The sequence below is a fragment of the Streptomyces longhuiensis genome (genome assembly GCF_020616555.1).
GTDB lineage: Bacteria > Actinomycetota > Actinomycetes > Streptomycetales > Streptomycetaceae > Streptomyces > Streptomyces longhuiensis.
On the sequence record NZ_CP085173.1, the window covers coordinates 1,363,296 to 1,384,826 of the forward strand.

The 21,531-nt window shown below is 70.6% G+C and carries 21 protein-coding genes and 1 pseudogene; 7 read left to right on the forward strand and 15 right to left on the reverse strand.

What is annotated here, in order from left to right:
• Positions 1-255: 255 nt before the first annotated feature.
• Positions 256-1,455 (forward strand): acyl-CoA dehydrogenase family protein, encoded by a 1,200-nt coding sequence (locus LGI35_RS06550; RefSeq protein WP_227292950.1) that lies wholly within the window; start codon positions 256-258, stop codon positions 1,453-1,455.
• 5 nt (positions 1,456-1,460) lie between these two features.
• Here LGI35_RS06550 and LGI35_RS06555 read toward each other — a convergent pair whose 3' ends face one another.
• The 8 genes from LGI35_RS06555 to LGI35_RS06590 all read right to left on the reverse strand — a co-directional run bounded on the left by LGI35_RS06555 (position 1,461) and on the right by LGI35_RS06590 (position 8,462).
• Positions 1,461-2,036: a GAF domain-containing protein gene (locus tag LGI35_RS06555; protein WP_227292951.1), complete on the reverse strand. Its 576-nt coding sequence runs from the start codon at positions 2,034-2,036 to the stop codon at positions 1,461-1,463.
• A complete protein-coding gene (locus tag LGI35_RS06560) occupies positions 2,026-2,712 on the reverse strand; it encodes a GTP-binding protein (protein WP_227292952.1) in 687 nt (228 codons plus the stop codon). Before LGI35_RS06560 ends, LGI35_RS06555 begins: the two co-directional genes overlap by 11 nt.
• Complete coding sequence (locus LGI35_RS06565) at positions 2,690-3,067, reverse strand: DUF742 domain-containing protein (protein ID WP_116500782.1); 378 nt, start codon at positions 3,065-3,067, stop codon at positions 2,690-2,692. Before LGI35_RS06565 ends, LGI35_RS06560 begins: the two co-directional genes overlap by 23 nt.
• 2 nt (positions 3,068-3,069) lie before the next feature.
• Positions 3,070-3,495, reverse strand: coding sequence for a roadblock/LC7 domain-containing protein (locus tag LGI35_RS06570; protein ID WP_116500781.1), 426 nt, complete (start codon positions 3,493-3,495; stop codon positions 3,070-3,072).
• On the reverse strand, positions 3,492-5,165 hold the full coding sequence (locus LGI35_RS06575) for a sensor histidine kinase (RefSeq protein WP_227292953.1): 1,674 nt from the start codon (positions 5,163-5,165) through the stop codon (positions 3,492-3,494). The genes LGI35_RS06570 and LGI35_RS06575 overlap by 4 nt, the downstream gene beginning before the upstream one ends.
• A gap of 406 nt (positions 5,166-5,571) precedes the next feature.
• Positions 5,572-7,050, reverse strand: a complete 1,479-nt coding sequence (locus LGI35_RS06580) for a hypothetical protein (protein WP_227292954.1) — start codon at positions 7,048-7,050, stop codon at positions 5,572-5,574.
• A 255-nt stretch (positions 7,051-7,305) separates the two neighbouring features.
• Positions 7,306-7,473, reverse strand: coding sequence for a hypothetical protein (locus tag LGI35_RS06585; RefSeq protein WP_227292955.1), 168 nt, complete (start codon positions 7,471-7,473; stop codon positions 7,306-7,308).
• A 95-nt stretch (positions 7,474-7,568) separates the two neighbouring features.
• Complete coding sequence (locus tag LGI35_RS06590; RefSeq protein ID WP_227292956.1) at positions 7,569-8,462, reverse strand: LysR family transcriptional regulator; 894 nt, start codon at positions 8,460-8,462, stop codon at positions 7,569-7,571.
• 127 nt (positions 8,463-8,589) lie between these two features.
• Here LGI35_RS06590 and LGI35_RS06595 point away from each other — a divergent pair, with 127 nt between their 5' ends.
• Positions 8,590-9,921: an MFS transporter gene (locus tag LGI35_RS06595; protein WP_227292957.1), complete on the forward strand. Its 1,332-nt coding sequence runs from the start codon at positions 8,590-8,592 to the stop codon at positions 9,919-9,921.
• A 29-nt stretch (positions 9,922-9,950) separates the two neighbouring features.
• On the opposite strand, the gene LGI35_RS06600 is transcribed toward LGI35_RS06595, so the two are convergent.
• Together LGI35_RS06600 and LGI35_RS06605 are read right to left on the reverse strand one after the other, a co-directional pair.
• Positions 9,951-11,144, reverse strand: coding sequence for a GDSL-type esterase/lipase family protein (locus LGI35_RS06600; protein ID WP_227292958.1), 1,194 nt, complete (start codon positions 11,142-11,144; stop codon positions 9,951-9,953).
• A gap of 85 nt (positions 11,145-11,229) precedes the next feature.
• Positions 11,230-11,799, reverse strand: a complete 570-nt coding sequence (locus tag LGI35_RS06605) for a TetR/AcrR family transcriptional regulator (protein WP_227292959.1) — start codon at positions 11,797-11,799, stop codon at positions 11,230-11,232.
• Positions 11,800-12,002: 203 nt separating this feature from the next.
• Here LGI35_RS06605 and LGI35_RS06610 point away from each other — a divergent pair, with 203 nt between their 5' ends.
• Both LGI35_RS06610 and LGI35_RS06615 read left to right on the forward strand, forming a co-directional pair.
• Positions 12,003-12,146: a 50S ribosomal protein bL37 gene (locus tag LGI35_RS06610; protein ID WP_227292960.1), complete on the forward strand. Its 144-nt coding sequence runs from the start codon at positions 12,003-12,005 to the stop codon at positions 12,144-12,146.
• Positions 12,147-12,283: 137 nt separating this feature from the next.
• Positions 12,284-12,559 (forward strand): hypothetical protein, encoded by a 276-nt coding sequence (locus tag LGI35_RS06615; protein WP_116500773.1) that lies wholly within the window; start codon positions 12,284-12,286, stop codon positions 12,557-12,559.
• A 5-nt stretch (positions 12,560-12,564) separates the two neighbouring features.
• Here LGI35_RS06615 and LGI35_RS06620 read toward each other — a convergent pair whose 3' ends face one another.
• Together LGI35_RS06620 and LGI35_RS06625 are read right to left on the reverse strand one after the other, a co-directional pair.
• Positions 12,565-12,996 carry a VOC family protein gene (locus LGI35_RS06620; protein ID WP_227292961.1) on the reverse strand — a complete coding sequence of 144 codons (432 nt, stop codon included), beginning with the start codon at positions 12,994-12,996 and terminating at the stop codon, positions 12,565-12,567.
• A gap of 111 nt (positions 12,997-13,107) precedes the next feature.
• Positions 13,108-14,337, reverse strand: coding sequence for an MFS transporter (locus LGI35_RS06625; RefSeq protein WP_227292962.1), 1,230 nt, complete (start codon positions 14,335-14,337; stop codon positions 13,108-13,110).
• A 113-nt stretch (positions 14,338-14,450) separates the two neighbouring features.
• Here LGI35_RS06625 and LGI35_RS06630 point away from each other — a divergent pair, with 113 nt between their 5' ends.
• Positions 14,451-14,783 (forward strand): DUF6233 domain-containing protein, encoded by a 333-nt coding sequence (locus LGI35_RS06630; RefSeq protein ID WP_227292963.1) that lies wholly within the window; start codon positions 14,451-14,453, stop codon positions 14,781-14,783.
• 18 nt (positions 14,784-14,801) lie between these two features.
• Here LGI35_RS06630 and LGI35_RS06635 read toward each other — a convergent pair whose 3' ends face one another.
• Both LGI35_RS06635 and LGI35_RS06640 read right to left on the reverse strand, forming a co-directional pair.
• Positions 14,802-15,671: a helix-turn-helix domain-containing protein gene (locus tag LGI35_RS06635; RefSeq protein WP_227292964.1), complete on the reverse strand. Its 870-nt coding sequence runs from the start codon at positions 15,669-15,671 to the stop codon at positions 14,802-14,804.
• A gap of 178 nt (positions 15,672-15,849) precedes the next feature.
• Positions 15,850-17,094 (reverse strand): MFS transporter, encoded by a 1,245-nt coding sequence (locus tag LGI35_RS06640; protein ID WP_279348621.1) that lies wholly within the window; start codon positions 17,092-17,094, stop codon positions 15,850-15,852.
• A 271-nt stretch (positions 17,095-17,365) separates the two neighbouring features.
• On the opposite strand from LGI35_RS06640, the pseudogene LGI35_RS06645 reads away from it, so the two are divergent.
• A pseudogene (locus LGI35_RS06645) lies at positions 17,366-17,575 on the forward strand (hypothetical protein); the annotation flags it as partial.
• A gap of 32 nt (positions 17,576-17,607) precedes the next feature.
• On the opposite strand, the gene LGI35_RS06650 reads toward LGI35_RS06645, so the two are convergent.
• Positions 17,608-19,626 carry a GxGYxYP domain-containing protein gene (locus LGI35_RS06650; RefSeq protein ID WP_227292965.1) on the reverse strand — a complete coding sequence of 673 codons (2,019 nt, stop codon included), beginning with the start codon at positions 19,624-19,626 and terminating at the stop codon, positions 17,608-17,610.
• 416 nt (positions 19,627-20,042) lie between these two features.
• Between LGI35_RS06650 and LGI35_RS06655 the strand changes: the two genes are divergently transcribed.
• The gene (locus tag LGI35_RS06655) at positions 20,043-21,512 is read left to right on the forward strand and encodes a glycoside hydrolase family 47 protein (RefSeq protein ID WP_227292966.1); all 1,470 of its coding nucleotides are present in this window, start codon (positions 20,043-20,045) and stop codon (positions 21,510-21,512) included.
• The last annotated feature ends 19 nt before the right edge of the window (positions 21,513-21,531 follow it).

Here is a 21,531-nt window from a genome sequence, read left to right on the forward strand (position 1 = left end):
GTGCTCCGGATGAAGTGTCGGCGGCGGACGGCCGCGATCCGCCACCCATCAGCGAACGCGCGATTCACCTCCTGACCGGAGGGTCCCAGCAGGGCTTCGCCGCCTGGCGCGGTGGGCCGGGCCCCGATCGACCGCGCGCGAACACCACGTCTTCCTGTTCCTCGTTTTCGTATGTCCACCAGATGGCCGGCCCGGCCACGTGCCCGCGGGGCGGGACCGGGATCCAAGCGGCCTGCGTGTAAGGAAGGGTTACAGATGGACGGCTACTTCATGACGGAGCGTCACGAGATACTGCGGGCCGAGGTCCGCGCCTTCGCCGAGGCGAAGGTGGCTCCCCGGATAGCGGACATGGAGGCATCACGGGCCGTCGAGCACGAACTGTCCCGGCTCATCGCCAAGGAGGGCTGGCTCGGTGTCACCATCGACCAGGGCTACGGCGGCATGGGCATGGGCCATCTGGCGAAGACGATCATCATCGAGGAACTCTCGCGCGTCAGCGGCGCGATGGGCGCCATGGTGCAGGCCTCGCAGTTGGGCGTCGCCAAGATCATCCACTTCGGCGACGAACGGCAGAAGCTGAAATGGCTGCCCGCTGTCGCGGCCGGCAACTGCCTGCCCACGATCGCGGTGACCGAGCCCCAGTCCGGCGGGCATGTACTCGGCATGGAGTCGACGGCGCGGCGCGAGGGGGACGAGTACGTCCTCAACGGGCGCAAGGTCTTCGTCGGCAACAGCCACGTCGGCGACCTGCACGGCGTGGTGGTGCGCACCGGCGAGGGATCCACCGGCCTGTCCGCGTTCCTCGTGGAGTCCGACCGCCCCGGATTCTCGCTGGCCCCGCACCAGCCCGCGATGGGCCTGCACGGATTCAGCTTCGGCGAGATCCGTTACGACGAGTGCCGCGTCCCCGCCGAGAACCTGCTGGGCCACGAGGGGCAGGGCCTCGATGTGGCGTACTCCTCCAGCGTGCTCTATGGCCGGCCGAACCTGACCGCCGTGTCGCTCGGCATCCATCAGGCGCTGCTGGAGGAGACGACCCGCTACACGTCGGAGCAGCTGCGCTACGGCAAGCCGCTCAGCGCGCTGCCCACGATCCGTCAGAAGCTGGGCGAGATGCAGTCACGCCTGATGACCGCCCGTCTGGCCGCCTATCACGCCGTGCATCTGCTGGACTCGGGGATCGCCTGCGACGCGGAGCTGATGAACGCCAAGTACCTCAACGTGGAGTCCGCCATCGACTCGGCGCGGGCCGCCATGGAGATCCATGCCGCGTGCGGCCTGTTCCCCGACCGGCCCGTCGAGCGGTTCGCCCGCGACGCCTCGCACATGTACGCCCCGGCCGGCACGTCCGACATCCAGCTGTACCGGCTGGCGGAGGTCGCGCTCGGCACGTCCCTCAGCGACTGGTCGAGCCGGCTCGCCGCTCCGCGCGTTCCCGAAGCGGCGGCCGTGTAGCGACGTCAGAGGCGGGGCTGCCCGGCACGCTCGTAGATGCGCAGCATGGCCTGGTCGCGGAACCTCTTGATCAGGTCGAGGGAGCCGCGCGCCGTCGCCAGGGCGCGGGGCTCGGTGCCCACCGCGCAGACGGTGCCGAGCGCGATGCCGGTCTCCTCGTCGATGAGCGGCGCCCCGAGGTACACACGGATGCCCAGTTCGTCGACCACCGGGTTGCCGGCGAACCGGGGCGCCGCGTACACGTCGGGCAGGACGAGCGGGATGCGGCGGCTGATGACCTCGGGGCAGTAGCCGTGGTCACGGGCCATCACGCGGCCGACCTCGGGCCCGCCCGTCGCGTCGTGCGGGCCAAGGGTGTTGGGCAGGCCCTGCGGCGTGTGCAGCCCGGCGAAGAACTGCTGGTCGGTGATGAGGTTGACCATCGCGTACGGCGTGCCCGCCGCCTCGGCGAGTTCCGAGGCGAGGGCGTCGAGGTCGGCGGCCGCCTCGCCCAGGCCGAGCTGGGCGAGGCGTTCGACGCGCGCGTCGAGTTCGGTGTCGGGGGCTGCGATGTGCAGCCCCGTCTCTGCGTCAAAGGGCACGGTGAGGGTTCCCGTCGAAGGAGGCGGCGGAGGCGGAGGGCAACGAAGGTGAAGGGGTGGGGGCGGGCGGCTCGAGTGCGGGCTCGGACGCCGGCGAGGAGCGCAGCGACAGCGTGAGCGCGTACTCGACGAGCCTGATCAGGACCTGCTGGGTGGAGAACGGGGCGCGCGCGTCGAACATGATGACGGGGACGTCGGGGTTCAGCTCGATCGCGGACTGCACCTCCTCCGCCGTGTAGCGGTGGGCGGTGTCGAACTCGTTGACGGCCACGACGAAGGGCACGCCGCGGTCCTCGAAGAACTCGACGGCGCTGAAGCAGTCGTCGAGGCGGCGGGTGTCGGCGAGGACGACCGCGCCGATGGAGCCGAGGGCCAGGTCGTCCCACATGAACCAGAAGCGGTCCTGACCGGGGGTACCGAACAGCAGGAGCTGCAACTGCTGGCGCCACAGGGTGATGCGGCCGAAGTCCATGCTCACGGTCGTGGTGGTCTTGTTCTCCACGCCGACCAGGCTGTCGGTGGCCGCGCTGGCCGTGGTGAGGATCTCCTCCGTGGTCAGCGGTTCGATCTCGCTGACCGTGGCGACCATCGTGGTCTTGCCCACGCCGAACCCGCCGGCGATGAGTATCTTCAGCGCGGTCAGGGGGATGTCGTCAGAGGCTTCGAAGGCCTTCAAGTGCCGCCTCCAGGAGGAGTGGGTCGCTTCCGTCCGCCTCTCGCGGGGGAAGCGCGGGAACGAGTACGTGGGAGTCGAGCAGATCGGACAGAAGGATCTTGGTGACCTGTACGGGGACCCCCAGCCGGCCGGCGATCTCGGCGACCGACCGCGGTTCCCGGCCGCACAGTTCGAGCACCTGGGCGCTCTCGGGGCCGAGCCTGTCCACGGTCGAGGGGGCGAGGCCGGGGGCAGCCCGTACCCGGGACACGAGTCCCAGGGCACGGGCCGGGCGGGTGCGGCCACCGGTCAGCGCGTAGAGCCGCAGCTGAGCGGTGTCCTCGGCCAGCCAGGGCTCGTCGGTGAAGTCCGGCACCGTTAGTCGACCAGAGCGCCGGAGGGCCCCGGTGCGGTGCGCGCGGGCGTGCCGAGATGGCCCCTGACGCTCTTCACGAGCATCGCGATCTCGTAGCCGACCATGCCGACGTCCGCGCTCTTGTCGGTCAGCACGCCGAGCACGCCGTTCACGCCGGCCCGGGAGACGAACAGGTAGCCGCCCTCGCCCTGCACGATGACCTGCTCGACCCCGCCGAAGGCCCGCTGGATGGTGCCGAGACCGCCGCCGAGCGAGCACATGCCGGTGGTGATCGCGCTCAGCCGGTCCGCGTCGTCGTAGCCGAGACCGTGGCTGTGCCGCATCACGCCGTCGCTGGAGGCCAGGACCGCGCCTGTCACGGCGGGCACCCTGGCGGCGAGGTCGGCGAGCAGCCAGTCCAGGTCCTGGTCGAATGATGGCTGGGTCATCGGTACTCCTGGGAGTCATAGCGCTGAGTGGGTGCCACCGGGGATCCGGGGGTGGCCCCGTCGTCCTGCTCGGCCCGCTGAAGTCCCGCGGTGAAGCGGGCAAGCAGGCCTGCGTCGATCGACTCGCCGTCGCCGGGGTCGGCGGCCGGCCCCTGCTCGCGCAGCTGGGGGGAGAGGTGTGAGCGGCGTTCCTTGTTCCGCTGGGCCAGGACCGGGCGCCCTGTGGGGTCCTCGGTCGGCGCGGCGGCGGGGGCGGCGGGCGCGGCGGGCACTTGCCGCTGGGGAAGGCGCGGCTGCGTGGTCACGGCCGTGGCCTCCCGGGGTGCGTGCGGCCGTGCGGGGTCCACGGCTGCGGGCAACGGCTGCGCCCGGCGGCTCGCGACCGGGGCGGGCTCGCGGGCCGGCTCCGGCTCGGCGGGGGCCGTCGGAGCCGCGGGCTTCTGCGCCGCCGCCTTCTGCCCGGCGCGGGACTCGCTGAGCACCGAGTGCGAAAGGATCAGCACCGCTTGGACACCTCCGTAGAGGTTCTCCTGGAGCTGTACGGCGAGACCTCGCCGCCTGGCTATCTTCGCGACCACGAACAGGCCGGTGCGACCGTCCTGCAACTGCTTGTCGACGTCGAAGAGTTCGGGCTGGGCCAGGAGGCGGTTCATCTCGTCCCGCACCTCGGCAGGCATGCCGAGGCCGCGGTCCTCGATCTCCACGACCATGCCGGACGCGGCCATCTGGGCGCGGATCATCACCTGCGTGTGGGGCGGCGAGAACTTGGTGGCGTTCTCGGCGAGTTCGGCGATGAGGTGGATGATCTCGACGGCGGAGTGGCCGAGGACCTCGTAGCCGGACGGCGGCGGCAGCACGCGGACACGGGGGTAGTGCTCGATCTCCGCGACGGCCTGGCGCAGCACCGTCGCGAGCGGGACCGGGGAGCTGAAGTGGCGGGGCACGGCGCCGCCGAGGACCGCGAGGCTCTCCACCGCACGGTGCACGCGGGTGACGAGGTGGTCGATGGTGTAGAGCCGGTCGAGGTGCTCGGGGTCCTCGACGACCCGCTCGGCGTCGTCGAGTTGCTTCAGCGCGCGCGTCACAAGGAGCTGCAGCCGCCGGGCGATGTTGACGAAGGCGTCCACCTGCTGGCGTGTGCCCGCGTGGATCACGGCGGTCTGCGCAGTGTGCTGGAAGTGCCTCAGGTGCTGCTCCAGCGCGCCGAACGCATGCGTCGCGGCCGTCTCGGGGACAGGCACGGGAGCGTCGGGGCGGTCGCCGCTGCGCAGTTGCTCAGCGGTCCGGGCGACGCTCTGGTGCCCTTCGGCGGCGAGCGACGTCAGATGCTTGATCCACTCACCGACCGCCGCGTCGTTCTCGGCCCGCTGGCGGGTGAGCGCGTCAGCGGTGCTGTGCGCGGCCCGCCGTGCGACGGCGAGGACCGCCGCACAGCACACCCCGGCCGAGACCCCCGCGCCCCACACCAGCGGTCCGGAGGCCCCCGCCGCGGAGACGGCGAACGCTCCGCCCGCGAGGACGGCCACCGTTCCGGCGGGGGCCATGCCGAGCATCGTGGTGCGTTGGCGCAGGCCACGCTCGGTCCTCAGGTCGGCCGAAGCGGCCTTGCCGGCTCTCCGGCCGCTGCGGTGGGCGCCGGATGCGGTGGCGTCCGACGAGTAGTGAGACATAGGCGTCCTCAAGACGAGCGGGGGGCAGCGCCGGCGCGCCGACGTCCTTGTACGTGTCGGCCGCGCCCGCGGTCGTCCGAACCTCCTTGCGACGGAGGCTCGTTGTGACTCGCGTGCATCTTGTCCAGGGTGGCTGTCGCGTGGCAAAACGGCCTCCGCGACGAACATCAACTCTGTCGGTCCGGCCCGGGCGGAGCTACGGGAAACCAGGGTCGTTCCGGGGTCGTTTCCCTCTTCCAGGTGTGAGACCGACACCCGCCCGGCCCACCTACCACCGGGTAGCCCGATGCGGCACCACTCCCCCGGGCCCGGGGCACACGCCCAACGACCCGCAAACGACCCTGCCCGCCCCGGCGGCCAGACCGGGCCCGATCGCGGGCCCGGTCCCCCGACGCCACCGTCACCCTCAGTCGTCGAACTCGCCCGCGAAGCGCAGTACTCGTTCGAGTTCCTCGACGGAGATGAGGCGGCTGCGCGGGCGCAGCATCCCCGCGATGCCGTACGCGCCCAGCTCTCGGCAGCGCCGCACCAGCCAGCCCCAGTCGAGGTCGAGATGGTGGGCGAGCGACCGCAGCCGCTCCTCCGAGCTGTCGCCCTTGGTGACGCTCTGGCTGCGAGCGTGGTCGACGACCTGGGCGTAGGCACTGACCTCGGCCAGACTGTCGGTGGTGTCGACGTGCCAGATGCCTTCGGAGCCGAGCCAGTTGGCGGAGATGACCCGGCGTCCGGGCACGAGCACGAAGCCGTCGATGCGCTTGTACTCCGGCTCGGCGCACACCGAGATCGTCTGCCCGTCGCGTTCCATCATCGCCACGGCCAGCCACAGCAGGATCCGCTCGTAGCGCTGGCTCGCCCCGGCGTCCGTCGCCGGGATGCAGAACACCCGCTCGGGAGCGGCTCCACCGTCGGCGAGTCGCTCCTGGAGCGCGTGGCGGAACTGCGTCCACGACGCGAAGAACAGCCACACCGCGGCCTCCTCCCCCGTCCGCACCGGGCTCCAGAAGACCGGCGGCGAGCTGCCCTCGTCGAGGCGCCGGATGATGTGCTCGGCACAGAAGTACATGCCGAGCCAGGCACTGCCGACGTTGGTCAGATCCGGCACGGCGGACCGCGCGACCGCTGAACGCCGCTGCGCCCACAGGGGTTCCAAAGTCTGCTGTTCGGCGTGCAGCACATGGTCGTTGGCCAGCAGGCTGTCGTCGAGGTTCAGCATCGCCCACAGCAGCCCGTAGGTGAGGTCGTCGATCTTGTACGGGGTCGATATCGGCAGCGTCTCGGCGGTGACCGCTAATTGACGGCGGGCGTGGGCGGCATCGATGGCATACAGGCCGTCGTCACCGAGTGTGCCGAGGACCAGCGCGCGGCGGGTGGCCCGCGTGAAGGCCCGTACATGCGCGTGATGGTGGGCTCCGATGACCACGCGGCCGTCCTGCTCGTCGGCCTCGTAGAGCTGGACGGCGACGGAGGTTCCGTCGAAGAACCGCTGACCGTCCAGGTGCCACACTCCCTCCATGCCGGACGCCCGGCCCATGGGGTCCAGGTAGGACGTGTCGAACATGGCGTTCAGGAGGCGCGCCGCGTCGCGCGCGGCGCTGGGTGCGATCTGCGGCAGCACGACGCCGCGTTCCACCGCGGGCCGCAGCAGCGTCTCGACGTCGACGCCGAGCATGAACTCGAGGACAGCGCCGGCGTCACTGCGGGGTACCTGGTCGCCGGAGAGCCAGCGCTTCCAGGTGGCCTGGGAGGCGGTCACCGTCGCCAGGTCGGGGCGGTTCAGCTTCGCGGCTGCGAGCTGGGCGGACCGGGTGAACTCTTCTTCGAACGTAGCGAAGTGGCCGCAGCCCCGCTCCGTCAGCAAGGCCCGCAACAGCGTCCGGGGGCGCATCGATTAACTGTCTCCACGTCTAAGAGAGTCGCGAGCCCCCCGCGGCTCGCCGATTGTCCGGCCAGATTCGGTCAGCCCCTGGTCAGGGGTCCGGGTGCGGACGCGGACGCGCCCGGGCCGACCGGGCCCGGGCCGCGGAGATCAACTTCTTCATGCCGAGCATTATGCATACGGACCGTCAAACCATGGGCATCGGTTGTGGAATTGCTGTATCAACCGCCCGCCGACGCAATGGCTGAAATGTCGCCCGCCCGGTCAGCCGTGCCTGATCCAGTTCCACTTCACGAAGACCGTGATCACGGATCCGAACAACATGGCGAGTGCCCACAGGCCGACGCTCGCAGGCGAGTAGAGGTAGTACTGCCACGAAGCCGGAAGCGCCGACGGCGCCAGGACCAGTGCCGTCAGAGCAACCCAGGTCACCGCCACCACAATGATCATTCGTGCAGCTGTCGCATCGCCCTCCCCCTCAGCGAGCGCTCGGCTTGGCCACAGGCCGCAGGCCCTCTCCCCGCCGCCTACAGCAGCCGCTCCACATGCTGAAGCAGCGCTTCCAGTGCCGCGCTCGGCCGGCGGGCGGTGGCCGTGGCGACATGGAGGTCGAAGCGCAGGGGTGCGTCCAGCAGGCTCAGTACGCGCACCCCCGCCTCGTCGGGCAGCGCCGCGAACTCGGGCAGGAAAGCAATGCCCAGGCGATGGCGGACGAAGGCGGAGGCCGCACTGATGTCGGTCACTTCGAGCGCTACGCGGCGCTCGATGCCGGTGGTGGCGAAGGCCCGGTCGATCAGATCCCGATTGCCGTAGCCGACGGGGAAGTCGATGAACTGTTCGTCGGCGAGATCGGCGAGCGAGACGGCATCCCGCGCCGCGAGACGGTGGCCCGCCGGGACGACCAGGACCATCGGCACCGAGGCCACCTGCCGCAGCGTCAGCCCCGCCGGTGGCCTCCCGGGGGCGCCGGGCAGGGAGAGGATCGCGAGGTCGAGACGCCCGGCGAGCAGGCTCCGGGCGAGTCCTGCCGACCCGCTCGGCGACACCCGCAGGCGCAGCGCCACGTCCGGATGTTCGGTGTGGAAGGACTCGAGCAGGCTGGGCAGATCCAGCAGCCGGACCGCCGTGAGGTATCCGATGTGCAGGGTGCCGCGCACGACTCCCCGGCTGGCCCGTACGGCGTCGAGCGCCCCCCGGGCGGCGTCGAGGGTGGCCAGCGCCTCGGGGAGGAGGGCCGCGCCCGCGCCCGTCAGCTCGACCCGCTGCGGGGAACGGTCGAACAGTGCGGCCCCCACCTCGCGCTCCAGGTCACGGATGGTGGCCGAGACTCCGGACTGGACGACGTGCAGGCGCCGGGCCGCTCCGGTGAAGCTCAGCTCCTCGGCGACCGCGACGAAGTATTCGAGGTGACGCAGTTCCATGGATCCATCATCAGTCATTCTGATGATGACCAGCATGGAAGATCGTTGGACGTAATACCCCCCGGAACGCACCCTGGTCGTCGGCGCACCAGCACATGGCGCCGACGACCGTCAGAGGGGGAATCTCATGTCCGCTCCCAGTGCTCCGCCCACCGCGCCGACTGTGGGCCCGTCCCCTTCGCCGACCGCCCTTCGACCGCAGCGGCACGGCGCCCCCGTGGCGCGCCGGCAACGGCGGGCCGCCGTGGGCCATGGTGTCGGCTTCTGGTTCGCGGCTGTGGCCTTCACCGTTCTCATGGCCTTCGGCACGGAACCCACGCCGCTGTGGCCGATGTACCAGGCCCGTGACGGGTTCGGCACGACGACCGTCACGGTGGCGTTCGCGATGATGATCGTCGGCGCCACCGCCGGTTTCCTCACCCTCGGCCACCTCTCGGACCGGCTGGGTCGGCGCCGCATCGTCGTCCCGGCGCTGGCCGTCGCGATCGTCGCCGCACTGGTCTACCTGATCTGGCCCGAGCTGCCCGGTCTGCTCGTCGGCCGCTTCCTCAACGGCGTCGGCGTGGGCCTCATGGCCTCCACCGCCACCATGTATCTGCACGACCTGTACCAGCAGGAACACCCGGACCGCCCCGGCTCCGCCGTGCCCGGTGCGGTCGCCGCGGCAGCCAACCTCGGCGGTCTCGCGCTCGGCCCGTTGACGGCCGGACTCATCGCGCAGTGGGCGCCGGATCCGCTGACGACCACTCAGGCCGTGTTCGCCGTCGCGCTGTCGGTCAGCCTGGTCCTGGTGCTGGCCACGCCGGAGACGGTGGACCGCAGCGCCCGGGCCGGCGCCGGCGACGACCGGCCCCCGCGCTTCGCGCTCCGCCACGGAACGGGAGCCGCCTTCGCCGCGGCCTCGGCCCTCGGCACCTTCGCGTTCGCTCTGCTCGGCGTCATCAGCGCCCTGGGTGCCATCGTGGTCCGCACGAAGCTGGGCATCGACTCGCACATCATCGGCGGCCTCGCCCCGACGCTGATGTTCGCCGCCTCGGCCCTCGGCCAGCTCGCCCTCGGGGCTCTCCCGTCACGCCGGCTCGCGGCGACGGGCGCGGTGGTGTTCCCGCTCGGCCTCGGCCTGGTCGCACTGTCCCTCTACTTCCCCACGCTGCCGCTCTTCCTCTCCGCCGTGTCAGTGGCCGGAGCGGGCGCCGGGCTGCTGTTCAAGAGCGGCATCGGGTGGGCCGGCGCCCTCGCGGTGCCCGCGTCACGGGCAGGCGTTCTCGCCGTCTTCTTCACGATCGCCTATCTGGGCATGGGACTGCCCGCGATCCTGCTCAGCGTGATCATCCGGCACACGAGCGTCGAGGCGACGATGACGGGGTTCGCCGTCGCCCTGTCCGTAGGCGCGGTCGCGGCGGTACGCGTCGCGATGCGCCTGACGGAACAGAGGCTCGACTCCGCGCGCCAGAGGTGACGCCGCTCCCCCGTCTGCAGGGATGAGCCTCAGGCGCCGTCGCCCGCCGGGAGGGCGAGCGGCCCGTCCGTGCCGAAGGCCAGGGTGTTGAAGCGGTCGCCCATGCGCCGGTGGGTGGCGGCGTCCGGGTGGAGCTGGTCGGGCAGCGGCAGCTCGGCGAAGTCCGCCTCGCCGTAGAGGTCGCGGCCGTCGAGGTAGTACAGGTGCGGGTCCTCCGCCGCCCGCTGCTTCACGACGCGTGCCAGCTCGTCCCGGATGACGTTGAGCGTCAGCTTCCCCGCCACCCGCTCCGCCGGGTCACCGGCGGCCACGAACTGGAGCCGGCCCGCACTGAGGTTGCTGAAGTCCGGGATGCTGGGGCCCGGAGTGTCCTCGTGGATGGCGCAGTAGATCGGCGACACGACCAGCAGTGGCACGGTCGGGTGCCCCTCACGGATCGTGTCGAGGAAGCCGTGCACCGCCGGAGCGAACGCGCGCAGGCGCATCAGGTCGGCATTGACGATGTTGATGCCGATCTTGACGCTGATCAAGTCCGCGGGGGTGTCCCGCAGGGCACGCGCGGTGAACGGGTCGAGCAGGGCACTGCCGCCCAGACCGAGGTTCACCAGCTCCACCCCACCGAGGGAGGCGGCCAGCGCCGGCCAGGTCGTGCTGGGACTCGCCGCGTCCGAGCCGTGACTGATCGAACTGCCGTGGTGCAGCCACACCTTGCGCCCGCTGTCCGGCGCGGACTCGACGGGAGCGTCGGTGCGCAGGGCGACCAGCTCGGTGATCTCGTTGTACGGCAGCCAGATCTCGACGTCCTTCATGCTGTCGGGCAGCCCGATGAATCGCACGGTCCCGACGGGGCCGGGCCTGGTCTCCCTGGTGCCGGTGGTCATGTCGATCGTCTGCACGTTGCCGCCGGTGACGCCGGCCTGCGCGGCCAGGCGGCCGTCGACCAGCAGGTCGTACACGCCGTCGGGACGGGGCGGAGCGCCCTTGTAGGCCATCTTGGTGCGCAGCGCGTCCAGCTCGATGACGGTGGCCCGGGTGCGGAACACCAGTCGTACGCCGGAGGGCTGGGCCTCCGCCATGGCCAGTTGCGCGTCGGAGCCCTGTGCGCGGGCCCGCGCGGGCAGCCGGTGCGGGAGCAGGCCGTGCTCGGTGTGCTCCACCTCGTACGCACCCCGCACGAGGTCCGCGGTGACGCGAGTGGTCGTCCAGTTGTCGTTCATGTGCATTGCCTCAACCTGTTGATCAATATGCTTGAGTGGCTGGAGTCGTTCCGCCGTCCCCGATGCGTCCGCGGTCGGCGCGGGGCCGCGGTCAGGGTGCGGGCCAGTTCCGCAGCGTGGCGTCGAGCGAGTCGAGGATCCGCGACCAGCTCTCCTGCGAGTCGGGTGCGCTGTGGCTGAACCCTCCCTGCATCTCCAAGCTCACGTAGCCGTGGAAGACGCTGCCCAGGAGTCGGACCGCGTGGGTCTGGTCCGGCTCCGTGAGGTCGTAGCCCCGCAGGATCGCCCGCGTCATCTGGGCATGCCTGACGCCGGCGCTGGCGGCCGCGGTCTCCGGGTCGAGCCGCAACTGGGCCGCCGCGTAGCGACCGGGGTGTTCCCTGGCGTAATCCCGGTAGACGTTCGCGAAGGCGGCGAGGGCGTCCTTGCCCGCGCGCCCGGCCAGCGCCGCCGCTCCCCGGTCGGCGAGTTCCTCCAGGGCGAGCAGCGCGATCCCGGTCTTGAGTTCCTGGGAGTTCTTCAGGTGCGAGTACAGGCTCGCGACCTTGACGTCGAACTGTCTCGCGAGCGCCGAGACGGTCACCTTGTCGAACCCGACCTCGTCGGCCAGCTCGGCACCCGCCCGGATCAGGCGTTCCCTGGTCAGCCCTACGCGCACCATCACCTGCACCCCAATCAACTAAAGCGAGTATGCATATGCCTAATAGCTTTAGGCAAATGTGCATGCATCTTAGGGAACGTGGGCGAGGGAGAGGACGGCCCACAGCGCGGATCGCCGCAGCGGCGCGCCGCCCGGCCGATCGGGGGCGGGAGTGGTGGCATGGGCCACGTCATTACCGGTCGCGCCCCTGGGTAGGCGGCCTGATGATCGTCTGGGTGGGCGCGCTCATCCAGGCAGGACCGAAGAGAAGCGACACCTGGGAGGTAGCAATGTCCTCGAAGCGACGCCGCAAGAAGAAGGCCCGCCGCAAGCACGCCGCGAACCACGGCAAGCGCCCCCAGTCCTGAGGGCTCTCGCCGGATGGGTCGGGGGCGGCGCCGGACGGCGCCGCCCCTGACCCGTTTCGCCCACACCTCTCCGGCATTCGTGTCACCCGCGCGAGCGCTGACCCGGATCGCCTTCACGGCGACCTAGGATCCGCTGCGTGGCACACACCTTCGACGAACTCGTCGAGAGACAGCAGGCCGCGAACGCGGCACACCACGAGGTCCTGAGACTGCGGGACGGCTACGGACCGCCGGGGCTCGAGCCGCGGAGCGAGTCCCAGACCCAGACGTACGAGACGGCCTGGCGTGCCTGGCGCGACCTGGCCCGCGACGTCCAGGAGGCCGTCACCGAGTACGCCAAGGACGAAGGCCTCGCCAGGAACGACGTCGAGGCGGACGTGAAGGCGAAGGCGGGTGACGGCTCAGGCTCATAGCGCTCTCAGGTGGCGAAGACCTGCGAGTCGTCGGCGAACGCCTTGAACTCCAGGGCGTTGCCCGCCGGGTCGAGCAGGAACATCGTCCACTGCTCGCCGGGCTCGCCCGCGAAGCGTACGTAGGGGTCGATGACGAACTTCGTGCCCGCGGCGCGGAGCCGCTCGGCGAGCTCCTGGAACGCGGGGATCGCGAGGATCAGGCCGAAGTGCGGTACGGGCACGTCGTGTCCGTCGACAGGGTTGTGGACGTGCTGGGCGCGGGTGGGCGCGAGGTGGGTGACGAACTGGTGGCCGTGGAGATTCCAGTCCACCCAGGTGTCGGCGCTGCGGCCCTGCTCGAGGCCGAGTACCTCACCGTAGAAGTGCCGGGCGGCGGCCAGGTCGTCCACGGGCATGGCCAGGTGGAACCGCGGGATCGGCGAGTCGAGTTCGGTCATGGTTGGGCCGGTCTCCTTTCGGGAGAGCGTTCGGGAGACTGTGCGGTGACGGAGCGCCGGTCACGCCTGCCGCGCCGGACGACGTGGGCCTACCCGTGAGCAGCGTCGAGGTCACGCCGTCGAGGCCGCGATCTGTACGGGCGCCGGATCTTGGCGCGTTTTCGCCGCCCACCGCGCCACCGGCCCGAGCGCGCACGACGCCGCCAGGACCAGGCCGCCGAGCAGCAGCCATCCCGTCGTGCCCATCCCCAGCAGCAGCGCGGTGAGCAGTAGCGGGCCCAGCGTGCGGGCGACGGTGACGCCCGTACCGAAGAAGCCCTGGTACTCGCCGATGCGTCCGGCCGGGGCGAGGTCGAAGCCGAGCTGCCAGGATCCGGCCGACTGGAGCATCTCGGCGGCGACCAGGAGCACCGATCCCACGACCAGGGCCGCAACGGCCGCCCAGACCGAGCCGGCGGCCGAGGCGGCGAAGACAGCACAGGCCAGCAGCATGAGCACGCCCGACCGGCGGATGGCGCGGGCCGCCGTCGGGAGGCCGCTGACCGAGCGGGCCGTGCGGACCTGGAAGAGCATCACGGCACCGGTGTTGAGGATGAAGAGCGCGGAGACGAGCCATGTGGGGGCGTCGGTGCGCTCGTTGATCCACAGCGGGAGCCCGAGGCTGAGCAGCGGCATCCGCAGGAGAAGGACGGTGTTGAGGAGTGTCACGGCGGCGTAGGGCCGGTCCCGCAGCACTTCGAGCTTCGCTCCCCGGACGGCCGGCGCCGGCGCGACGGCCGGGAGCCGCAGCAGGACGAGCGCGCAGAGGACGAAGCTCAGGGCGTCGATCGCGAAGACCGCGAGATACGCCGACCTCGTCCCGGCGGACAGTGCGAGGCCGCCGAGTGCCGCGCCCACCGCCAGACCCGCGTTGAGTGTCGACTGCAGGTGGGCGAGCGCGCCCGTGCGGTCCTCCTTGGCCACGAGACCGGCGAGCAGCGCCTGACGTGCGGCCGCGAGCCCCGACTGCGCGCTCGCGTAGAGGCAGGCGGCCACGAGGAAGGGGAGGAAATCGCGTACGGCCAGGAAGGAGGCGACCGCGGCGCCGGTCGCGAGAGCGAGCAGCACCGCCGTTCCGCGCGGGCCCCGGCGGTCCGCGATCCTGCCGAGCGGCACCCCGACGACCGAGCCGACCGCCCAGGCGACGGTGAGGCCGAGGCCGATCCTGGCGGGCGCGAGGCCGACGACGTGAGCGAAGTAGAGCGCCGAGGTGACGTAGTAGGCGCCGTCGCCGAGCGAGTTGCTCAACTGGGCCAGGGCGAGGGTGCGTTGAGGGCCGGCGGGCGGCAGCAGGTTCGGCATGTCATGGACGGTACGCGCATGGCGGCCCATCCTTGTGGGGCAATTCTTGGCCTTGCGCATGGGCCATTTACCGGGCGCACCGCCTGGCCGGAAACCGTCGTAGACTCGAACACATGTCCGAACTGCCACCCGACCTGCCAAGGCTCCGCACGCTGGAGACATGGCTCGTGCTGTCCCTGGACAGGGTGCGCCGCAAGATCGCGGAGGCGGAGCAGCAGGAGGCCGAGAAGCAGCGCGGCGAACGGGACCGGCCACCGGCCCCCGACTGGCTGATCGAGATGGGGCTCGGCGGACGCGCCCCTGTGTACGTGCACGTCGGCGGCTGCCACATGGCGGGCAAGCGGTCGCGAGGCGTCACGAACGACCAAGCGCGCCGCGCGCTGTGGGAACAGGTACCGGCCTGCCCGCACTGCGACCCCGACGGGGTGCTCGGAGTGCTGGACTGACCCGGCGGCGGGCGCCCGTCAGCGCGCCCGTTCCGAGGCGGCCTCCGGGTGATCCGCCGCCCAGGACGCGAGAATGCGCAATCCGTCATGGCTGGGCGTGCCGACCTCGGCAGTCCAGACCACGAGTTGCTGGTCGGGGTCGGTGCTCGCCGTCAGGGTGTCCCAGTCGAGCGTGAGGTCACCGGCGACGGGATGGTGGAGCACCTTGGTCCCCACCCGCAGCGTGGCGACGTGATGGGCGGCCCACCACTGACGGAAGTGCGGGTCCTGCACCGACAGTTCACCGACCAGAGCCGTCAGCCGCGGATCGTCGGGATACTTGGCGGCTTCCATGCGCAGCTGCGCAACACTGGTACGCGCGACCGTCTCCCAGTCCGCGTACAAGGTCCTCATCGCCGGGTCGGTGAAAATGATCCGGACGTAATTGCGCTGCTTCTCCGGGATCCGGCCGAAATCCGTGACCAGTGCGGCAGCGAGCGCATTCCACGCGAGAACGTCCATACGCCGGCCCATCACAACGGCCGGGGTGGCATTCAGGTCGTCCAGAAGGCGCTGCAATTGCGGCTGGACCTTCTGCCGCGTGCGCGTCCGGGTCCGACCGGGGCTCTTCCCCGCCAGCCCGAACAGGTAGTCGCGCTGATCGTCGTCGAGGTGCAGGACGCGCGCCAGCGTGCCGAGGACGGGCGCCGACGCCTGTATGCGCCCCTGCTCCAGGCGGGTGTAGTAGTCGGTGCTGATCGAGGCCAGCTGCGCGACCTCTTCCCTGCGCAGCCCCGCCACGCGCCGCGGCCCACCTCTTTCGGGCAGCCCGACCGTGCGGGGGCTGAGCTCTGCGCGCCGGGCCTTGAGGAACTCACCCAGCTCATTGAGGTGTGCGTCGCGGGTCATGACCACCAGTCTCGCACCGGCCGCGCGCCGGGTGAGGGGGAGAATTTCCTCCCCGGATGCTTCCGCCCCAGGAAGGTAGTCATTCGATTCACCCGGCCGGTCAGACGGTCGCCCTCGGGATCACTCGGCCCACCGGAATTGCTCGGCCGCAATTCAGACGGGACGGCCCGGTCGGATTTCAGACCTGAGAGACAGGCCGCACCGTTTCGAGAGACATCTCCCGTGCGGGCGCGGGCCGTTCAGCCCAGCGGACGGCGAAGGGGGCCGCCAGTCCGGTGACGGTGAACAGGGCGCCGACGACGTACCAGCCGGGCCTGCCCCACGTGATGCAGAGCGCGATCAGCAGGCTGGGTCCGAGCGCGTCCGCCAGGCCCGCGCCCAGACCGAACACGCCGAGGTACTGGCCGGTGGCCCGGTCGGGGGCGAGGGCGAAGGACACCTCGAACCCCGCGGCGGAGTGCCACAGTTCGCCGACCGTGTGGACCACCACCGCGACCATGAGGAGCGTCACGGCGGCCCACGCCGGGACACCCGCGGACAGCGAGATCAGCGAGCAGGAGACGAGGAAGGCCACGCCTGCCCGCCGGTACGCGCCGCCACCCGCTGCCGGGGAGTTGATCGTGCGGCTGGCCCGCACTTGAAGGGCGATGACGATGACGGTGTTGACGAGCATCGTGCCCGAGATGAGCCAGTGCGGTGCGCTCGTGGCGACGACCAGCCACAGCGGAATGGCCACGGTGAGCACCTTGAACTGGATCGCCATGATGCCGTCGAGTGCCGTGAGGAGGAGGTAGGGCCGGTCCCGCAGCGCGATCCAGCGGGGTCCGGCGGCCGTGGGTTCCGGAGCGACCGGCGGCAGCAGGAGCAGGATGGCCGCGGAGGCGCCGAAGGCGATCGCGTTGCCGATCACGAGGAGCTGGTACGCGGTGTGGGTGCCCACCTGGAGGGCCCAGCCGGCCAGCAGCGCGCCGAGGGAGATGCCGATGTTGGTCACGGCCCGGAGGTAGGCGCGGTACTCCTGTGGCCGGTCCCCGCCGAAGTGCCTGATGAGCGGGCTGCGTGCGGCCCGCCCCGCCGCTTGCGCCCCGGTCGCGGCACAGACGGCCAGGACGAACGGCCAGAAGCTGTCCACCAGGGCGAAGCCCGCCGTCGCCAGCGCCTGCACGACGATGGTCGCCGCGTAGACGCCGCGCGCTCCACGCCTGTCCGCGAGGTGGCCCGCGGCTATGCCCAGGACGAGCGAGGCGAAGCCGGCGACACCGAGTCCGAGCCCCACCTGCGTCGCGGGGAGACGGACGTCCTGGGTGAAGTACAGGACTCCGGCGGTCAGGTAGAGGCCGCTGCCGACGGTGTTGACGAAGTTCGATGCGGCGATGACGCGTCGGGGTCCCGCTTCGGGCATCAGCTGGGGCATGACGGGCATGTCGAGGCTCCGCGTCCTGGGGCAGGCAGTAAGGACCGGAACAGCTTCTTGCACATTACTTGCAATAGCAAGAGGATTGCGTGATGCCGCCGACGAATAGCCACTGGGAGGAAGCCCGCACGCACAACCTCTACGGGAGCCCGCACGGCTCGCACAGAGCGAGCCCCGCCCGGCCGGGGGGGGTGGGCCGAGCGGGGCTCTGTCTCTATCTTCCAGCAAAAACGCCTGGCCAGCGGATGCACGCGCCCAGCATTCGGATGACCCTGCATTTGTGGACGTCGCGCCGATAGTCGTGCACCGCCCCTCACCCACGAGTGGGCGCAGGGTGAGGACGCGCGGACAGATACTCGGCCTCGCGCACTGCGGCCTGGAAGTCGTCGAGTTCCTGCACCGGGCCGGGCTGCCGGACGCGGAGATGCTGTTCGACGACTCGGCGTGGGTGAAGTGGCGCGGCGGCAGGGTCCACCCTTACGACGCGGCGTGGCCGGACCACCGAGGGGACTCCCGACCGGCTCAGCCCTCCTGGCTTCCGGCCCGGTTCAGCAGATCGAAGAAGGCGTCACCGCGGACGATCTCGAACGGGTCCCCCAGCAGCTCGCCGAGCTCCGCGACATCACTCGGGGTCCAGCTCCAGGCGTTCACGGCACCCGCGATGAACAGCGGTGAGCCGCCGTCCCAGTCCTTGATGTGCTTCAGCAGCCCGTCCCGGTACTCGGCCGCCTTTCCCTGGGGGAAGAAGTTGCCGATCACCGGCAGCCCCGCGGGCCGGATCCGGAGATCCCCCGTCTCCCAGGACTGGATGATGCCGCGCAATTGCGTGTGGTCCCGGTAGGAGCGGACGACGCGCTCGTCGAACGGGACCCATCCGTCGCCGGCCGCGTTGCGGGGGTTGTACGCGTAGACGAGATCCAGGCCGGTGCGGCGCAGGAAGCGTCCGGTGAGTGCGGTGTACGCGTCGAGCGCCTTCTTGGGCCAGGAACCGGCATAGGTGTAGCCCGCGCCCGAGGGGCCCGCGATCAGCAGGTCGTTGCCGGTGGCGGTCTTCTGGTAGTACGCGAGGAGTGCGGGTCCGATGTCGGCGAGCAGGGGGCTGACCGTCCAGTTGACGGGGACGGCGCCGCGCTTCGGGTCGTCCCAGATGTCACGCATGTGGCGCTGGCAGTACTGGACGTTGTCGCCCTCCCCGAACGTGAGGGTGAGGTAGACGCGGTTGCGGAGGGTGGACTTCTGCCGGGGCCGGATCTTGGCGGAGACCTTCGCCGGGACGCCGGCGTGCACGGTGCCGTTCATGTAGAAGTCGGCGGGCACGACCTCTATGCCGTGCTGCGAGGCCCGGTCGACCCCACCCCATTCCCCCGCCACGTCGTTGGAGAACCAGCCGGCGTACGGGGTGGTGGGCTCGACGCGGCTGAAGATCTCGTCGAGGAGCTCGCCCGTCCCGCCGGACGGCGGCAGCCATACGACCATCGCGCGGCTCGCGACCGCGTAGTCCCGGAAGTACGGGAAGGGTTCGACGCGCGTGGGTGGCGTCGTCGTCGCGGTGACCAGGTACTGGTTCCACACGTCGACCTCGGCCACGAGTTCCCGGGTGCCTGCCGGCGCGGTGAACCGGTAGATGAAGTAACCGCCGCCGTCGCAGAACCGGTTGGCGTCCCCGCCCATCGAGGAGTTGACGCCGTCGAAGAGGTACGGGGTCTCGGCGTCCGTGCCGGGCGCGAAGGAGGCGACCACCTGCCCGTCCGCCTTCACCTTGACCGAGCCGACCGACGCGCCCCAGCCATCGTCTCCGTAGGAGTCCTGGAAGCGGAGGTGGACGCCGTCCTTGCCGGTGAGTTCCGCGCTCAGGTCGAAGGTGCGCACCTGCCGGTTCGACGAGTCGCGCACGCGCTCGGTCTCACGGGCGATTTCGCGCCACTGCACGCCGTCGGCCCGTACGGTCCTCGTCGGCGGCAGCCCGGCCAGAAGTGTGTGGGTGCAGCGCGGGAACAGGCGGTCCAACTGCCAGCGGTACGTGGCGAGTACGTCGTCGGCGTCGAACCGGCCGCGCAGGTCGGCGACGGTGGCGAGGCCGTGGTCACGGGCGCGGTCCGCCGTGGCGGCGACGGCGTTCTCCAGGCCGGCGAGGGTCGTGGCGATGTTCACCGAGTCCGGGACGTCGGGGTCGTAGAGGACGGCTCCGCGCACGTCGTCGCGGTAGCGGCGCACGAGGTCGGTCGCGTGGTCGTGACGGGTGACGGTGGCACCGGTTCCGGGCAGCCAGCGCAGGTCCACGTCGCCGCTGTCGAAGTTGAAGTACAGGCGCGGGCGGCGGCGGTTGACGACACCCTGAAGGGTAGTCAGGAGCAGCTGGTCGTGGCCGTCCAAAGTGCTGACGTCCGCGACGTCGAGGTGGGTGGGGCGACCGAAGGACGGCAGGAGAGGGCGGGCGGCGGCGGATTCGGCGGCACCGGCCGGGTTCGGCAGGCCCACACCCAGCCCTCCCGCCGCGAGGGCCGCACCGCTTGCCTGGAGAAGGCTTCTTCGGGACACCATCGGCGATCACTGCTCCTTGGGAGAAGTAGAGATGACATCGTTGTCACACGGCCGGTTGCACTCGATCGGAGGTTGCGGCGCCGTGGAGCATGACAACACGGGTGCGGCACCGTGTCCACCCATCCGTCAGGGCCTCATAGTCCAGGCGGAATTGGGCGCGACCGCACTCTTGCCTCTGGGCCACCCGGCCCATATAACGTTGTAAAGCACACGCGGTGAAGCACCGCCTCCGCACCTGCGGTCCGCGCGGCTGCGAGTCGAGGCCGCGAACAAGAGCGCCGAGCGCTACCTTCTCTGACAGCCCGTCAGCCCCCTGAGGCGCCTCCGTGTTCGGAAACAGCGCCCCCGTGACGGGTGACAACGTTATCAATTGCCCCGGCAGCCCTGGACTGCCGGGCAGAAGGCGAGATCCCCGCATGACTTCGACCTTCCCCTCCCCCTCCTCCCCCGACAGGAAAAGCCTCAGCCGCCGCGGTGTCCTCCGCGGCTCCGCCCTGATCGGCGCCACCGCCGCGGCCTCCGGGCTGCTCGGCTCCCCGCTCGCCGGAGCGGCCACGAGGCCCGCCGCAAGTCCGGGCGGCCGCCATCTGCCCCCGGCGGACCGCGCGAAGGCGGCCCAGGTGCGCGCCGAGTTCCTCCACGGCTGGAACGGCTACAAGAAGGCCGCCTGGGGGCACGACGAGGTCAAGCCGGTGTCCGGCACGAGCAGCGAGTTCTTCGTCCCGGGCCGTCCCGTCGCGCTGTCGGTGATCGAGGCGCTGGACACGCTCTACGTGATGGAGCTCGACGACGAGCTGAAGTCGAGCTGCGACTACCTGGAGAAGCATCTCGACCTCGACATCGACGGCGACTTCCATGTCTTCGAGGCGATCATCCGCGTGGTCGGCGGCTTGCTGTCCGGCTATCTGGTGACCCGCAGGCCGAAGCTCCTGGAGCTGACCCGAGAGGCGGCGGACCGGCTGCTCCCGGCGTTCACGAAGTCGCCGACCGGCATTCCGTACACGCAGGTCAACATGCGTACCGGTGCCGTCTCGGGGAACACGCCGCCGCTCGCCGAAGTGGGCACGAACATCCTCGAGTTCGGGATGCTGTCCCAGCTGACGGGCGATCAGAAGTACTACCGGGCAGCGAAGAAGGCCTATCGCGAGACGATGCGACGGATCTCTCCGCTCGGCCTGCTCGGTACGTCGCTGAACGTCGAGACCGGGAAGTGGGCCGACGGGACCGACACGGCTCCGAACCCGCCCGTGGACTCGTTCTACGAGTACCTGTGGGGCGGCTGGGAGCTGTTCGGTGACCGGGACCTGCTCAACTGGTACCGCGAGACCACGCGCGCGATCCTGCGGCGCCAGTCGGTGACCGTAGACGGTCATCTGTGGTTCCGCCAGGTCGACATGAACACCGGAAAGACCACCGGGACTCGCGCCTCGGAGCTCGCCTCTTTCTACGGCGGCCTCCTCGCGATGGGCGGCGACCAGGCGCAGGGCGAGGCGTACCAGCGGTCCTGGTCTGCGGTGATGCAGCGCTACGCCGTCCTGCCCGAAGAGATCGACTACACCGACTTCTCGGCGACGCAGAAGGGCAATCAGCTCAGGCCGGAGTACGTGAACTCGGCGTTCAACCTCTTCCAGCTGAACGGCCGGCAGGAGTGGCGCGACACCGCGTGGACGTACTTCCAGGGGATGAAGAACCTGCGCGTCGACGGGGGTTACACCATCGCGTCGGACGTGACCGTCTCGCCGATGGCGCTCGGAGACCTGACTCCCGCGTACTGGTTCGCCGAGAACATGAAGTACCTCTACCTCATCTTCGCCGCCGCCCCGCGCTACGACTACGGGACCGGCTATCTCTCGACCGAGGGCAAGCTGCTGCGCGGCGTGCGCTGAGCACGGCCATCCCCTCGCG

Bases quoted from the DNA above. Each gene is read 5' to 3' on its own strand.
- LGI35_RS06550 (WP_227292950.1), top strand. From the start codon at position 256: ATGGACGGCTACTTCATGACGGAGCGTCACGAGATACTGCGGGCCGAG.
- LGI35_RS06570 (WP_116500781.1), bottom strand. From the start codon at position 3,495: ATGACCCAGCCATCATTCGACCAGGACCTGGACTGGCTGCTCGCCGAC.
- LGI35_RS06575 (WP_227292953.1), bottom strand. From the start codon at position 5,165: ATGTCTCACTACTCGTCGGACGCCACCGCATCCGGCGCCCACCGCAGC.
- LGI35_RS06580 (WP_227292954.1), bottom strand. From the start codon at position 7,050: ATGCGCCCCCGGACGCTGTTGCGGGCCTTGCTGACGGAGCGGGGCTGC.
- LGI35_RS06590 (WP_227292956.1), bottom strand. From the start codon at position 8,462: ATGGAACTGCGTCACCTCGAATACTTCGTCGCGGTCGCCGAGGAGCTG.
- LGI35_RS06595 (WP_227292957.1), top strand. From the start codon at position 8,590: ATGTCCGCTCCCAGTGCTCCGCCCACCGCGCCGACTGTGGGCCCGTCC.
- LGI35_RS06600 (WP_227292958.1), bottom strand. From the start codon at position 11,144: ATGCACATGAACGACAACTGGACGACCACTCGCGTCACCGCGGACCTC.
- LGI35_RS06605 (WP_227292959.1), bottom strand. From the start codon at position 11,799: ATGGTGCGCGTAGGGCTGACCAGGGAACGCCTGATCCGGGCGGGTGCC.
- LGI35_RS06610 (WP_227292960.1), top strand. From the start codon at position 12,003: ATGATCGTCTGGGTGGGCGCGCTCATCCAGGCAGGACCGAAGAGAAGC.
- LGI35_RS06620 (WP_227292961.1), bottom strand. From the start codon at position 12,996: ATGACCGAACTCGACTCGCCGATCCCGCGGTTCCACCTGGCCATGCCC.
- LGI35_RS06625 (WP_227292962.1), bottom strand. From the start codon at position 14,337: ATGCCGAACCTGCTGCCGCCCGCCGGCCCTCAACGCACCCTCGCCCTG.
- LGI35_RS06630 (WP_227292963.1), top strand. From the start codon at position 14,451: ATGTCCGAACTGCCACCCGACCTGCCAAGGCTCCGCACGCTGGAGACA.
- LGI35_RS06635 (WP_227292964.1), bottom strand. From the start codon at position 15,671: ATGACCCGCGACGCACACCTCAATGAGCTGGGTGAGTTCCTCAAGGCC.
- LGI35_RS06640 (WP_279348621.1), bottom strand. From the start codon at position 17,094: ATGCCCGTCATGCCCCAGCTGATGCCCGAAGCGGGACCCCGACGCGTC.
- LGI35_RS06650 (WP_227292965.1), bottom strand. From the start codon at position 19,626: ATGGTGTCCCGAAGAAGCCTTCTCCAGGCAAGCGGTGCGGCCCTCGCG.
- LGI35_RS06655 (WP_227292966.1), top strand. From the start codon at position 20,043: ATGACTTCGACCTTCCCCTCCCCCTCCTCCCCCGACAGGAAAAGCCTC.